Annotated in this window: 27 protein-coding genes; 5 read left to right on the top strand and 22 right to left on the bottom strand. The window is 35.9% G+C overall.

The window, feature by feature from the left end:
• Window positions 1-27 precede the first annotated feature (27 nt).
• The 21 genes from FOL01_RS00760 to FOL01_RS00670 form a co-directional block, all read right to left on the bottom strand.
• Window positions 28-1,050: a hypothetical protein gene (locus FOL01_RS00760; RefSeq protein ID WP_075268855.1), complete on the bottom strand. Its 1,023-nt coding sequence runs from the start codon at window positions 1,048-1,050 to the stop codon at window positions 28-30.
• A gap of 2 nt (window positions 1,051-1,052) precedes the next feature.
• Window positions 1,053-1,484, bottom strand: a complete 432-nt coding sequence (locus tag FOL01_RS00755; RefSeq protein ID WP_075268854.1) for a Panacea domain-containing protein — start codon at window positions 1,482-1,484, stop codon at window positions 1,053-1,055.
• A 198-nt stretch (window positions 1,485-1,682) separates the two neighbouring features.
• Window positions 1,683-2,114: an ArpU family phage packaging/lysis transcriptional regulator gene (locus tag FOL01_RS00750; protein ID WP_075268853.1), complete on the bottom strand. Its 432-nt coding sequence runs from the start codon at window positions 2,112-2,114 to the stop codon at window positions 1,683-1,685.
• 191 nt (window positions 2,115-2,305) lie between these two features.
• Window positions 2,306-2,599, bottom strand: coding sequence for a hypothetical protein (locus tag FOL01_RS00745; protein ID WP_083603384.1), 294 nt, complete (start codon window positions 2,597-2,599; stop codon window positions 2,306-2,308).
• 4 nt (window positions 2,600-2,603) lie between these two features.
• Complete coding sequence (locus FOL01_RS00740; protein ID WP_075268852.1) at window positions 2,604-2,795, bottom strand: hypothetical protein; 192 nt, start codon at window positions 2,793-2,795, stop codon at window positions 2,604-2,606.
• 19 nt (window positions 2,796-2,814) lie between these two features.
• The gene (locus tag FOL01_RS00735) at window positions 2,815-3,051 is read right to left on the bottom strand and encodes a hypothetical protein (protein ID WP_075268851.1); all 237 of its coding nucleotides are present in this window, start codon (window positions 3,049-3,051) and stop codon (window positions 2,815-2,817) included.
• Window positions 3,052-3,148: 97 nt separating this feature from the next.
• Window positions 3,149-3,313: a hypothetical protein gene (locus tag FOL01_RS00730; RefSeq protein WP_156834960.1), complete on the bottom strand. Its 165-nt coding sequence runs from the start codon at window positions 3,311-3,313 to the stop codon at window positions 3,149-3,151.
• Window positions 3,314-3,410: 97 nt separating this feature from the next.
• Window positions 3,411-3,557, bottom strand: coding sequence for a hypothetical protein (locus tag FOL01_RS10945; RefSeq protein WP_156834959.1), 147 nt, complete (start codon window positions 3,555-3,557; stop codon window positions 3,411-3,413).
• A gap of 43 nt (window positions 3,558-3,600) precedes the next feature.
• On the bottom strand, window positions 3,601-3,897 hold the full coding sequence (locus FOL01_RS00725; protein ID WP_075268849.1) for a hypothetical protein: 297 nt from the start codon (window positions 3,895-3,897) through the stop codon (window positions 3,601-3,603).
• Window positions 3,890-4,336 carry a hypothetical protein gene (locus FOL01_RS00720; RefSeq protein ID WP_075268848.1) on the bottom strand — a complete coding sequence of 149 codons (447 nt, stop codon included), beginning with the start codon at window positions 4,334-4,336 and terminating at the stop codon, window positions 3,890-3,892. Before FOL01_RS00720 ends, FOL01_RS00725 begins: the two co-directional genes overlap by 8 nt.
• Window positions 4,336-4,860: a hypothetical protein gene (locus FOL01_RS00715; RefSeq protein WP_075268847.1), complete on the bottom strand. Its 525-nt coding sequence runs from the start codon at window positions 4,858-4,860 to the stop codon at window positions 4,336-4,338. The genes FOL01_RS00720 and FOL01_RS00715 overlap by 1 nt, the downstream gene beginning before the upstream one ends.
• Before the next feature lie 176 nt (window positions 4,861-5,036).
• Window positions 5,037-5,357: a helix-turn-helix domain-containing protein gene (locus FOL01_RS00710; protein WP_075268846.1), complete on the bottom strand. Its 321-nt coding sequence runs from the start codon at window positions 5,355-5,357 to the stop codon at window positions 5,037-5,039.
• Window positions 5,335-6,033, bottom strand: coding sequence for a putative HNHc nuclease (locus tag FOL01_RS00705; RefSeq protein WP_075268845.1), 699 nt, complete (start codon window positions 6,031-6,033; stop codon window positions 5,335-5,337). Before FOL01_RS00705 ends, FOL01_RS00710 begins: the two co-directional genes overlap by 23 nt.
• A complete protein-coding gene (locus FOL01_RS00700) occupies window positions 6,033-6,851 on the bottom strand; it encodes an LCABL_13060 family 5'-3'-exonuclease (protein WP_075268844.1) in 819 nt (272 codons plus the stop codon). Before FOL01_RS00700 ends, FOL01_RS00705 begins: the two co-directional genes overlap by 1 nt.
• Before the next feature lie 3 nt (window positions 6,852-6,854).
• Window positions 6,855-7,988, bottom strand: a complete 1,134-nt coding sequence (locus tag FOL01_RS00695; RefSeq protein ID WP_075268843.1) for a RecT family recombinase — start codon at window positions 7,986-7,988, stop codon at window positions 6,855-6,857.
• Complete coding sequence (locus FOL01_RS00690) at window positions 7,985-8,167, bottom strand: YqaI family protein (RefSeq protein ID WP_042493169.1); 183 nt, start codon at window positions 8,165-8,167, stop codon at window positions 7,985-7,987. Before FOL01_RS00690 ends, FOL01_RS00695 begins: the two co-directional genes overlap by 4 nt.
• 79 nt (window positions 8,168-8,246) lie before the next feature.
• Entirely contained in the window at window positions 8,247-8,399 is a 153-nt protein-coding gene (locus FOL01_RS10940; protein WP_156834958.1) for a hypothetical protein, read from the bottom strand.
• Complete coding sequence (locus FOL01_RS00685) at window positions 8,386-8,619, bottom strand: hypothetical protein (RefSeq protein ID WP_075268842.1); 234 nt, start codon at window positions 8,617-8,619, stop codon at window positions 8,386-8,388. Before FOL01_RS00685 ends, FOL01_RS10940 begins: the two co-directional genes overlap by 14 nt.
• 3 nt (window positions 8,620-8,622) lie before the next feature.
• Window positions 8,623-8,964: a hypothetical protein gene (locus FOL01_RS00680; protein WP_075268841.1), complete on the bottom strand. Its 342-nt coding sequence runs from the start codon at window positions 8,962-8,964 to the stop codon at window positions 8,623-8,625.
• Window positions 8,965-8,967: 3 nt separating this feature from the next.
• Window positions 8,968-9,759, bottom strand: a complete 792-nt coding sequence (locus tag FOL01_RS00675) for a Rha family transcriptional regulator (protein ID WP_075268840.1) — start codon at window positions 9,757-9,759, stop codon at window positions 8,968-8,970.
• Window positions 9,760-9,809: 50 nt separating this feature from the next.
• Window positions 9,810-10,001, bottom strand: a complete 192-nt coding sequence (locus FOL01_RS00670; protein WP_052348421.1) for a helix-turn-helix domain-containing protein — start codon at window positions 9,999-10,001, stop codon at window positions 9,810-9,812.
• Between the two features lie 134 nt (window positions 10,002-10,135).
• Here FOL01_RS00670 and FOL01_RS00665 point away from each other — a divergent pair, with 134 nt between their 5' ends.
• From FOL01_RS00665 to FOL01_RS00650, 4 genes are read left to right on the top strand one after another with little or no spacing between them, the layout of a single operon-like run.
• Window positions 10,136-10,510 carry a helix-turn-helix domain-containing protein gene (locus FOL01_RS00665; protein ID WP_075268839.1) on the top strand — a complete coding sequence of 125 codons (375 nt, stop codon included), beginning with the start codon at window positions 10,136-10,138 and terminating at the stop codon, window positions 10,508-10,510.
• Window positions 10,511-10,514: 4 nt separating this feature from the next.
• Window positions 10,515-10,913, top strand: coding sequence for a M78 family metallopeptidase domain-containing protein (locus FOL01_RS00660; protein ID WP_052348422.1), 399 nt, complete (start codon window positions 10,515-10,517; stop codon window positions 10,911-10,913).
• Between the two features lie 42 nt (window positions 10,914-10,955).
• Complete coding sequence (locus FOL01_RS00655; protein ID WP_075268838.1) at window positions 10,956-11,144, top strand: hypothetical protein; 189 nt, start codon at window positions 10,956-10,958, stop codon at window positions 11,142-11,144.
• Complete coding sequence (locus tag FOL01_RS00650; protein WP_075268837.1) at window positions 11,144-12,085, top strand: hypothetical protein; 942 nt, start codon at window positions 11,144-11,146, stop codon at window positions 12,083-12,085. The genes FOL01_RS00655 and FOL01_RS00650 overlap by 1 nt, the downstream gene beginning before the upstream one ends.
• Here FOL01_RS00650 and FOL01_RS00645 read toward each other — a convergent pair.
• Window positions 12,036-12,260 carry a hypothetical protein gene (locus FOL01_RS00645; RefSeq protein ID WP_075268836.1) on the bottom strand — a complete coding sequence of 75 codons (225 nt, stop codon included), beginning with the start codon at window positions 12,258-12,260 and terminating at the stop codon, window positions 12,036-12,038. The genes FOL01_RS00650 and FOL01_RS00645 overlap by 50 nt on opposite strands.
• A gap of 111 nt (window positions 12,261-12,371) precedes the next feature.
• Here FOL01_RS00645 and FOL01_RS00640 point away from each other — a divergent pair, with 111 nt between their 5' ends.
• A complete protein-coding gene (locus tag FOL01_RS00640; protein WP_156834957.1) occupies window positions 12,372-12,545 on the top strand; it encodes a hypothetical protein in 174 nt (57 codons plus the stop codon).
• Window positions 12,546-12,579: the final 34 nt, after the last annotated feature.

The raw sequence follows: 12,579 nt of genomic DNA, 5'->3' as shown, positions 1-12,579 counted from the left end.
AAAACTGATTCCTATAATGTAATAAATTTAAAATAGTGCGAAAACAACTATAAATATAAGTAAAAATAGTCCAATGTAGATTAAATCTATCAAAGAAAACTTACTATTTCCTGGAACATCCCTTTGCCCCGATACAGACCAATATTGGGGATTAACTACTATGTTTTTAAAAGCTGCCGCTCTTCGATATAGCATAAAGCAGACAAATAAATATATAATTAAAACGTTTATGGCATTCCATTTAAAAATATAATTATTCAAGAATGGAACTTTCCAATCCACAGTGCCTATATGGTACATAAATCCAAATATTATTATTCCACATGATATTGACATTATAATAAATAATGTTCTGAAACTAAAATCTTCCCAAAAATGATTTTCTTTCTGTGTTATTCTAGATAACCCTGATGTCAAACCCAGTATTAGAATATAAAGTAATGCAATAAAAAAACCTGACAACATAATTGAAATCCCTATATTTTCAGGAGTAGATCCACCAGCCATATCTTTAAATAAATTTTCTAAAAGATTTACTCCACCGAATAGACTGAAAGATATTGCAACGAATATACCCAATACCGAAACAAAGCCTGAATAAATATTATTCATCCTATTATCAAGGTTATTTGTCAAATCATCAATTCCATCTTTTAGTGATTTAATTTTTTCTTCCCCAAGTAATGATCTATACTGTGCATCTGATAGACTAATATTTTCATAAGTTTTTATAAGGATATTTAAATCCGCAGGCACAGTTTCATTAGAATCACTATCTATTTCTTTTAACAGAATATCTTTAAACTTATCCAGAAATGGACCTACTCCGTCAACATTTTCAGGTTGCGATTGAAATGCGTATACAAGTGTCGCAATCTCTGAGTAGGGTACTGCTGCATCACTTAACTTTTTGGCAGATTCTCTCAACTTTTTAAAATTTGATCGAAAAGAAATTTCTTCATATGGGGTTGTTAATAATTTTTTTAAATTTTTTTGAAACTCAATACTAGTATTACCTTCTAAATAGTTAATAGCTTCAATTTTTTTCATAGTTAGACATCCTTAACAATATCTTTCAAGGAGTATTTAATATTGCTTCTCCATCCAATAATATGCATTTCATTTTTTCTCCAAAATTTTTCTTGATGTGACCTGTTAACCAAATCAAATGAATTTTCTTTTAATAAGTAAACAATTGTATCATTAAGTGGCTGGAATAGGATTGTCTCACGTTCATCCTCAATAATTGGATTTGCCCCATATATTCTATAACTATCATAAATTTCTTTTACAACAGGCCCATATCTCCAAACACGAAATGGACAGTCATAAATTTTTTCTAGTTTTTCTTTTTTATATATTTTTTCTTTAATTGCAGTTTGCAGTGAAAAGTACAAAACTTTTTGTAGTTTTAAATTAGTTATTGAAAGACTATTTTTGTTTGCTACCGCTATTATGTGTCGTGCTAGTTCCTTCATTAACATTAACCGCTCCTCCAATATTACGTAAAAAGTATTTATAACAATACTATTACACATGTTACTACAAACTACTTAATAATTGTTACTTTTCTCTCATACTAATAATTATTCAATAGTATCATAATACAACGATTAGTGCGTGCTATGTGGATGACAACTACGCGGTAAATGCGCGCTTTATGCGAACTAATAGCGAACTTTTCACACTTTGTATTCTCGATAATCGTATGTATCTGCAAAAGCTTCCGCAAATCCTAAAAATGCCTCATTTATAATTTCTTGCCCCCGCTTAGATGAGTAATCTGTTGCTTCTTCTATATCTAGCCACGTCAAAGCCTTGAAATAACGCAATTCTAGGAATGTTCTGTGCGGCTCTCGCATCCCCTGACAAGCCTGAATAACATCATCTACCCATTTTGATGCTTGTGCATGGATAGAATACTTATCATCATTTGCATTCCTTGTCATACCACTACTTGGCATACCGCTAATAACAGGGGACTTCACATCCACAAAACTAATATGTGCCCTTGTTTGAATAATTGGCCAATCGTGTTCAAAGAAACGACGGACATTATTAATTGTTGCTTTTTCATCTAACTCAAAATCACCTAATAATCCTAACAACCCCATTAGAACAACCTCCACGCAAACCCTTTATCTTATTTTTTATTGACATCTGTTAAACCAAACAAAACCGACTTACACAATCACTTGCATAAAACGGTTTTAAATCTATTACAGCACACCTACATATCCGAATACCACTAGAGCTAGTAGTATTAAGAACAATATTACTGCTATTGCTTTATCCATCCTTTTATTCACCCAATCACATCATATGTTTGTTCAAAAATATATTTCTTGATCACATATAACTCCCCTTGAACGCCTCGAACCAGATAATCATCTATCTCTCCTCGCATTGTTCCTTCCAATGTCTCAACTTCAAAATGTAGATCCTTTTGATTTCCAATTGACTTATATCCCTCTGCTACAAGCTTCTTCACTTCATCCGGGTCCGCACCATCAATCACAATAAATGTTTTGCCGTTAAATTGTTTTTCAGCAACTGCTTGCCACACGTCTACTGGAATTGGTTTCTTAATTGCTTTCATATTTTCACCTCAACTTATTATGTCTATCTTCAACTTCACGTTTCATCCGTTCAAAGTCTTTTCTCATTTCAATGCGTTTGGCGTTGCTGTCTTTCATTTGTTTAAATACCATTTGAAAAAATTTAATAATGAAACTACCAATGATCAGAATGAAAACCAGGAGCACAATCGCAATTACAATAATTAATGTTTTCATTTCAACACCTTATTCGTTTTTATATACCCACCTTATTAATTGCAAATATCAGGAAGATAGCTGTTATGAGTAGCAACACGGCTACAATGCATAGCGCAACCATTGTGAACGTCAAATCTTCACTTATGCGGTCCAACTCTTTGTCACGTTTTGTTTTAATATCAGCAACTGATGAAGCAATTGAAGTAACTAACTCATCTTCAATCTTCATAACTTCTTGAGTTGCTGTTTCATCAATATTTTTGTTTTGTCCCATTAGCCCACCATCTCAATTATGGTTTCGCAAATCATCCCGACGATAACCATCAAAGCTATCAGGATCATTGCTAATTTAACTGGTGCAATATTCTTCATCAATTCAATTCTCCTATCCGTAATACCTGCTTGCCCGTGTAAATATTCTTCAAAACCTCTATTCTGGCATATTCATAGTTGATCTTTGTTTTTGGGTCTAACTTTTGTAATTCAGTGATTAATTCACCGATATTTTGGGCATTGATTAGGCTTGTATATTCCACGTTATTCACCCCTCTTTCCCTCATGATTTGGTCCCTATTACGTTTAAATTCAATTTATTAGTAATTACATGTCTAGCGCTTAAAACGCTTTAAAACGTCATTCAACAAGCTGTAAATAAATCTCATTTTTTTCGTAAACCATTGCTGTGTGATCTAACTCTCGACCAGTAATATCAGTTACTGGCATGTCACCATAGTTTTGTTTGCGGTTCTCCAACTCATCAATCAATTGACTAATTTTCATCTTTAATACGGGCTCGCAGTCTTTCCACCCTCGGCTGTTTGTTCTAATTAGCGTGTACCACTTTGCGTAGCTTCATCAATTGCCTGTCGTCTTCTGATATCTCATCAGTAAGCTTGCCATATCGGCTTTCTAGCTCATGGACTAACGCCATCATTCTGTCGACATTAATTCTGCCAGGCTTCACATGTGGGTGTTCACGGTAATATCTACCCTTAAAATTTTTACCAGCTACTGTGAACTCTCTTAAATGCAACCTTTTAGCAATCTCTGCCACTGTGTAGTCGTCTTCCCACATTTCAACGAATAGTTGGTACTTATATTCATGGTTGTTTTTAATCATGTGATTGGCTCCAATCTATTTCAACTCTTGGGTCGTCCTTATTAACCCCCATAAAATCGTCATACGTGGCCACCACGAAGTTTAAATTGTCGTTTGGCATAAATACCCTACCCCGGACTGAACTGGCCTGAAAGGCGTCAAAAATGAATTTGTGCGTAAAGGTCCAGTTGTCTAAGTCAGTTCGTCTGTCAGGAAAGTACCACTCAAAATGAAATTTCGTATGTTTGCCAATTGGGTCAAGACCGTCAACAATTCTCTGGTCGACTAATGGGATGATTTTTGCTTGGATCTGATGCTTGCGTTTATTAGCAATCATTCGACCTGCCTTCATACCATGAATCATAATCCAATTATTTAAGGTCATTTTTACTAGCTGCATCTTGCCTTTCTTTTTCATGGGCAGAATAAATGCACTCAATGGAATTACTATCTTTGCCATTAAAACCTCTTTAATACTCGGTTACCGTTGGCTGTTAATCCAGTTTTAGGTTTATTTGCCAATCGCTCTGCACGAGTTTTCCTTAAATTTACAAATATGTCACGGGTGCCTTTTGCCATTGCCTTAACATTCTCATAGCCAAGTTCTTTGGCCCAACGTTCATTTTGTTGTTTGATTTCATCGCTTGTTGGTACTAAGACTTTGCTTTCTTGTTTGATTGGCTGACCAAAACGTCCTTTTTGTCTCCTTCGTTGTAAATCATCTTCATATTTTCCTACTGCCTCTGCATTAGTGGCTCCAGCATTTAACCATCTACTAACATTGTTTTGAACGGATAACCCTGTACTTGCTCCGTTCATTGCAGCTTTACGGATTGCGAGAATAAACATCTTATTGGCTTCTAATTCATTATCAGCATTACTAGATAAGTCGCTATAAATGGCTGAAATATCCCCATAGGTCTTATCATTTCGTGGTAATTCTGCTTTTTCCCATTCGATCATGATTTGTTTTTGATTAATCATTTTATTTATCCTTTTTGTTAGCGAGTGAACGTATAAAATTTCCTAATGAGATGAGACTCACTCTAGCTAACAACCGCTTGATATTCTTTAATAATTGATATTCTTATAATATTGATATTCTTAGGGTGTCCTTTTACTACATGTCGGTTTTGCGACATGTGGCTAATCCCGTCATATCAACGTTTACCAGATGTCCCTTTTGCGACATGTGGTGATTCATGCAAAATCCGTTCCCATTCAATGATTTGACCACGCTTATTTCTAACCCTATTGCGAGTGATATAACCGGCTTTTTCGAGTTCAGAAATATTATTTGATACCCAACGAGCGTTGTGCCCTAGGTCTTTTGCAACCTTGCTATTTCTGAATATCCAATCATCTGACATTGATAACATGTACATCAGTAATCTGTATGCGCTGTTTGATAAATCTGCATCACGTAAAGTTTCATTCGGGATCTGACTGAAATTACTTTTACGTCTTTCTCTGCGTATCATTATCAATTTCCTCCATTCGTTTATAAGCCATAATTCCGAGCTGATTTAGCGTTTTCGAATCTAATAAAATGCCTTTGACATGATATTTAGATTTGAACGTTGGCCAGCCAATTCGATGTGTCTCTTCATGGTGTTCTTCACACAAAGCAATTAAATGTTTGCGTCGATGATCAACCAATTTACGGTCATTACCCATTCCAACAGTGTCGATATGATGTATCTGCGCATCTTTGCCACAAATTACGCATGACCGATGTTTCAGTGACATATACATGTACATATCCAAATCGTCTTGATAGGTCATACCGCTATGCTTCATCGGCACTTTGTTTCTAATCGCAAAGTCCAATAGAAATGTGATAAATCGTCTAGCCGTGGTCATATCCGTGTCGGAAAAGCTAAAGTATGGATTACCTGTTTCAGCAGTAAAGTAATACTTCATCCACTCTTTACACTCTTCGGGAAACATTCCCGACCATTTAGCAATTTCTGCAATGATTGCATACGCTTTTTTGCGCTGCAGTTTACTTAAATGCCGTTCATCTTGCACGTCCACAATTACTTGTGGTTGCTCTGCAGTTGTGAATAGGGATAAATTAGCCAACTCTTCACGATTTTCAAGCGTGATAACTACTTGATTACCCTTTATCGCTGTAATTTTCCCCCATAAATCCATTACAAAACTCCTACATTTTCTGGATCAACACGATATGTTGACCGATACAATCTACTGTATGTTTTTGCTTGAACCGGTTTCTCTTCGCCATTGATTAGCCTGACGATATGGTCTTGCTTTGCTAAAATTTCACGCATGCCACGATCCAATGTTTCCTGCTCAATCTTGTAAATATCAGCTAATGGCTCATCTTCTTTACTCACTGCCACAATGTAGACTTCAAATTCTTTGCCAGTCATTTGGCGTAACATTTCTTGATAAGCTGCCATTTGAATGTGGTAGCCCCTACTGATGAAAAAATTCTCGTATTCGTTGTAGTAGTCAGACCATTCACCACCAATCAAACCGTGAAATTCTTTCAGTGATCTAACTGTTTTGAAATCGATAAAATACTGTTCTTCTAAGTTCACCGCATCTAACTTGCCACGCCAATCAACACCATTTATTGAACCGTCAATGACATACTCTTTATCAGGCGCACCGTTTACTAATGTCATAATGACTGGGTCTGCTTCAATGCGTTTAATCATTTTTTGAGCAACTTTGAATTCCGTTTTTAAATCACCCTTTGTCTTGCCACGTTGTGAAATGATTTCAGGATGTTCATAAATAAACGCTTGATGAGCCTGTGGACTTTCAAAATACGAATGTAAGAAATTACCTACTAGCACGGCTTTATCGTCATCAAAGATGTTATAAGTGCCTGCCATATTTGCTAATGCTTCTGCTTCCCCGTTGAACAAGAAGTTCTTGAAAGTAGATGCGTGCATGTGAATATACGCTTCTCTTGGGTCGTAATAATCTAATTCTTCTGCCATGATTTATCCCCAAAATTCATCTGGTTGATAAGGCGTGTCACCCATGTCAATCTCTTCATCAGGGTTAGTCTCTTGCTCATTCAAGTAATCTGCTACTCGTTCTAGCAATTGGGCTTTAGTTGCGCTCTGTTGATACAACATATGATGTTGATCTAACCAGTGTTTTATTTCTACTACCGTATTTTCGCTATTTACTTGCTCAAGTGCGCTTTTAACTGGTTCTTCGGGTAATTCTTCAGTTTGGGTCGTTTCGTCGTTAAACGGCAATTCTGCGTCGCTTATGACGTTCTGCTTTTCAGCTGGTTCTGGCTCAGGTTCACTGACTTCTTCAACAGGTTCTGGTTTAACTTTTTCTGGTTCCTTTACAGCAACCTTAGCCATGCGAGATAAGGCATTTTGCTTTGGTGCTGGCGTTACATCTTTAGGCTCGTCATCATAATTATTCTCATTGGCCGTGGTGCTATTAATCGCTGCAATCAAGTTATCGTCATCTCCTGAAGTATTGATAATATTCTTAGCTGCTCGGTTGATAACCGTACGTTTTGCCATTTCTTCAGGGAACTTTTTATGAACATTGGTAGACCTTGCTTGTCCCCATGATGTATCAATTTGTTTCTTAGTCATGACCTCGTATTGCTTTTCCCCATCAGCCTTAGTAATTACTGCATAGGCTCCGACAATTTCGTTGTCTAGCTTCATGAAATCAGTGTGATGTGCTTTGACAATCAAGCCGCCATTCTCATCGTAATCAACATCAAATTCTTCATCTTTGCGTACAACATATGCTTGAATATCCTTGATATCTTTCAAACGTTTTAGAACTTGTTGTGTTCCAAAATATGATCGTTGCATTTGTAGTTGATTACCGTATGCAATGAAATAAACTTGAGTCTTTGCCGGGTTTAGCCCCTGTACAACCATGTCAAACAATGTCTTTTTGATTGAATCTGCCGATACGCTGGTAATACCCTTTACCGTTGGCAATGTTGCCACCACCTCTTGTAGTGCATTTGCAACATGGTACCCGTCAGGTACTTTAAAGCCTTGTGCTTCAACTAGATCCTGAAAATCTTTAGTTACTGAGTTGGCAACTAATTGTTGTGATGCAGTTTTTGCAATATTGAATGTCTCTGTCATTGTCTTTCCTCCGTATTAACTTTGTAACCGTTGTTTTTTATCCATGTTTCAGACTTTTCTAGTGGAATGTACTCACCATCTATTTCCACAATTCTGTCTCCTAAATAGATTTCGTCACCCTCGAAGTCATAGCCCCAAGGTGCTTCATCATCTGGTGGATCTATCCAGTCATTTGGCATATAGTGCCTCCTTGTGTTAAGTTAGAAGGGTAATTTGGCTATCATACTCAATTACCCGAACGTCTTACCAGTGCCATGGTTAGGCGTTTTTTCGTATATCTGCGTTAATTTCTTGTTCCAATTCAGCCCGCATACGTAAGACTTGTACCGCCATATCCGGTGCAAATAAGTAACTGCCAAACACATGATTACGTTCATTATTCAATGCTATTGCTAACTCAATCGATATCATCAGCAACCTTCTTTGGCTTAATAGCATCGGCTCTCTCTTGACCAGCTACCAAGAATATTGGTAACCAGCAAATCATTAGGACTAAGCCTTGGATGATTTTCCAAATCATTTCTCCATATTTTGCTAACACCAAAATTGTTAGCATTACCGCTATCCAAGTAAGCAGTATTTGTGCCCCATGATCTGAAATTATTTGTAACGCCATTAACAACTCGTTCATGTTCTATCTCCTCCTATTTCGAGCTTCATCTGCATGTTCTGCAATATACTGTTGGACTTTTCGACCGTGATACAACAGTTGTCTTTCCCCCTTTGGGATTGTTAGACCAGGTTCAGCTTCAACTCTTCTTCGCCAGTAGTAATTAAAGTCCCTTAAACTCATGCCACCTAAATAATCTTCCAAAGTTCGTTTATTATTTGGTGTTTTTGCGGTGCGATTTAATTGAACAAATTCATCATGATGTAGGATGTTTTGTTCAGCCAAAGCAACTGCTTGTTCAACGACTGACTCACTCAAATGTGTCAGCATTTCTATTGGCAGTTGTATTGTTGCTCCTTCTACCATTTTCTATACCTCCAAGTAACTCTTGATTTCCTTAAATGCCTCTTCTGTATACATCCACCGGCTTTTCTGATCATCGCTTGTAGCACCCACTAGATTATTTTGTGACCAACGGTTTTGATGTTCTTTGCGAGTAGCCTTTAAACCTAGCTTTTGTGCTGCAATACCAATGGCATATGCATCAACACCTAATCTTTTGCCAATTTCTTCAGCACTGTAGATGTATCGATGAGCAGGTTCAATTTGCAATTGTTCTTCTGGCAAGTCCAACAGAATGCTCATGACCTTTGGTGCTGCCATTTCAACTGCTTCAGGTTTGTTCTTCATTAACTTCAACCATGAACGAACTTCCCGACTTTTTGCATTATTGCTATTATCCTTAGCGATTGCTAATTGCTCCCGCTTGATTTGTTGATCAACTGTTTCTGGTGCGAAGAATTGTTGCTGTTGTTCTTGGATGTAATACTGCATGTGGTCAAATTGCTCAACGAACATTACTTTGTATTCCATGAACTTTTTATCTGTAAACCCGCCTGCTAACAATGTGAAACCCTTATAGTTCATTTTGTACATGCGATACCTTTGGTGATTCTGTTCGTTTTTGTAGCTACTTAGCTCAAAGTAAGCCATAGCTTTGTTTCTGAGGGTCTCGTTAATATTGACGAGACCCCCTTTAACGATGTTATCGATAGCTTTTAAGACATTTTCATGTTTCTTACCAAATGTTTCTGCTACCTGTAATGATGTTGTCGTTGGTTCTCCATTTTGAAGTTCAACTAGTTGTTCTACTGTAGTCATAAGTTACCCCTTTTGTTATTTTTAAAACCCCTTTAAACGGGGTTTTTGATTTAAAAAATAACGTCATCATATTTGACGTTAAAAACTCTAAGAATCTTATCAACATTTGGTTGAGTTGGAAATGAGATACCGTTCTCCCATTTAAACCAAGAATTTGTGCTAACACCCAAGGCACTTGCAGTGTTTGCTTGTGACCAATTCTTTCCTGCCCTTAGTTGGGCTAACGTATATTTACCACTCACATCTTCTCTCCTTTCGATAAGGTATACATAAATTATAAACCCCGTTTAACGGGGTGTCAACATTATTGTTGTATTTTAATAGATTTTAGCTTAATAACAACGTATAATAGTTGATATATTAGGAAGGAGGCATTATGGCTGATAATAAAAGCAAGCAAATATTTGCCGACAATTTACGTTACTACATGAATAAAAACGGGAAAAACGGGACTAACATCATAGATGATCTAAATATTAAAAACTCTACTTTTTATAATTGGTTATCTGCTGAAACCTACCCTCGAATTGACAAAATAGAACTTCTAGCTGATTACTTTGGCATTACTAAAGCAGACTTAGTAGAAGATAAAACGGAAACAAATAAAAAATCTACTGGAAAGGAACCAGTAGATCTAGACAAAGCATTGTCAGAAGAAGGTATGGCTATGTTTGATGGCCAACCATTATCAGAAGAATATAAGAGAGCCCTTCTTGCTATGCTTAATACCATGAAAGATAACGGTAAGTAAGCCTATGCACGAAGAACTTTTAAGGCAGTTATTAGCTATGGCTGAAAAGTCAGGCATTGTAATAACTGATATTTTAGGCGGGCCAAATGACCCAGACGTTGCTTTTTGCAACGATAGAATTATTAACATAAATCGTAACTATAATTCACGTATTAGTGTTGCTTTTAGGTTAGCTCATGAGATTAGTCACATTGAATTCTCTAACCCGTCATTTTTATACAGGTTCTCCCCTTACATCAAAAATAAAGAGGAACGAGAAACTAACGAACGAGCTATCCGTATAATTGCAAGGCTAGTATACATAGATACACCTAATGAATATCGCAACTGGTCAGATTTTATGACCGAATTTAACCTACCTAGTTGGTTTGAGCCACTGGTTAAAGATCTGATTTATGAATAAACAAAGAAACCACTCGTGAAGATGGCTAAGGAGGGTTTAAGAATGTCCAATAGTAAATCGAACATGCAAATATTACGTGAATTAAGTGAAAATACTCATAATGGTGATTTTACTGATGAAGAACTTGAAAAGATGAAGCAGTGGAAAAAAATATTTGATGAAACTAGGAACGAAATTAAGTCCAACGCTAATAAAAAAGCCACCCATGAAGATGGCAAGGAGAAATTATAATGATACAAGACTCTGAATTTATTAAAAATTTTAGAAATCGTATTGATTTTTTAATTGAAAAGAATCAGATTAACGAAGAAAATCAAAAATTGTTAACAATAACACAGAATCACTTTGATATTTATTTTGTTCAACCAAGATATACTGTCTTTGCCGTGATTAACAATAAATCTAAAGACTCCTTTATAGAACGAGACTTTAGAGGTCAATTAGATGGAGATTTAAATGTTGATGACATTTTTGATGATGAAAAATATATAGCCTACCTAATTAAGCAAAATTTGCTTCAGAACATCAACCTTGAGTTAATAATTCCAGAGTCATTTAACAAAATAATAGCAGTGCTTGATCCAATCAGTGCATCAAGGGACTTTACGGATCATTGGTTAAAAAGAGAGATAACACAAAAAACAGATTTACTGTCAAAAAAGCAATTTGAGTTGGTCACTTTTAATACTAATCTTTTTAATAAATCAAAGTTTGATTTCCAGGAATTAATTGAAACGATAGATGACGAACAATTTACTTACAACTTAAGCCAAATTTTAGGCGCATACAACAATGGTTGGTTCTTCGTTGCGGCATCATCGATAGGAAGTTTGATGGAGTATATCTACTATGAAACAGCTGTCAACTATGGAAAATCACGCTTTGCAATACATAGAGACAATCCAACGCATATTGACTTCCAAGACAAAATGAGAGAATTGCGTAACTTCACTAAGAATTTTCCCGAAGACCAACAGATTAGATTTGGGAATGCAGAAGTGCTTGATATGGAACGTGGATATTTAACAAGAAATGCAGTTTCACATCATGATTCAGGATTTGCCAATGTGCAAGAGGTTGAAACTTTATTTACAGCTCTAAAAAGAGCATATGAACATTACTTTATTCCTTCTCTGAATTATAAGAAAGCTCATGTTGAATCCGATCAATAAAATTCATATTATCAATTTGTAATGATTCTTTGATAAGATTTCCATTTTTGTCAAACATTACATAATTTTCTATTTCATAAAAATAATAAGTATCAAAATTATCTGCCAATGTCTTTAATAAATCTAACAAGTAATTGAGTTTAGCAGCATCGTTTTTATTTAAATCGATTCTCATTGTTCCCTCCTCATGATTTGCTTTTCATTTATTTTAACATTGAATAGCACCTGATGATGTTATAAGGCACACGATGTCATGATCGAATCAAATAAAAAAGCCACCCTACTGGTGGCATACATATACGTGCAGAAAGGATTCACGTTAAAAGCTGTAGGAGTTTGGGAAAAGCAACATCATGAAAATTACTCCGATGATTTTCGCTTAATTGATATGAATGTTAAAGAAATTAAACAATTGCAACGGCAAAATGAAGCCTTACGTGCAGAAATAAACAGTAAATAAAAAACCACCCTGCCGGTGACAAATGTATTAACCA

Origin of the sequence: Weissella thailandensis, assembly GCF_001932615.1 — a bacterium.
In the GTDB taxonomy this organism is placed as follows: domain Bacteria; phylum Bacillota; class Bacilli; order Lactobacillales; family Lactobacillaceae; genus Weissella; species Weissella thailandensis.
Note: the sequence above shows the minus strand (reverse complement) of the source record. Positions and strands in the feature narration are given on the sequence as shown.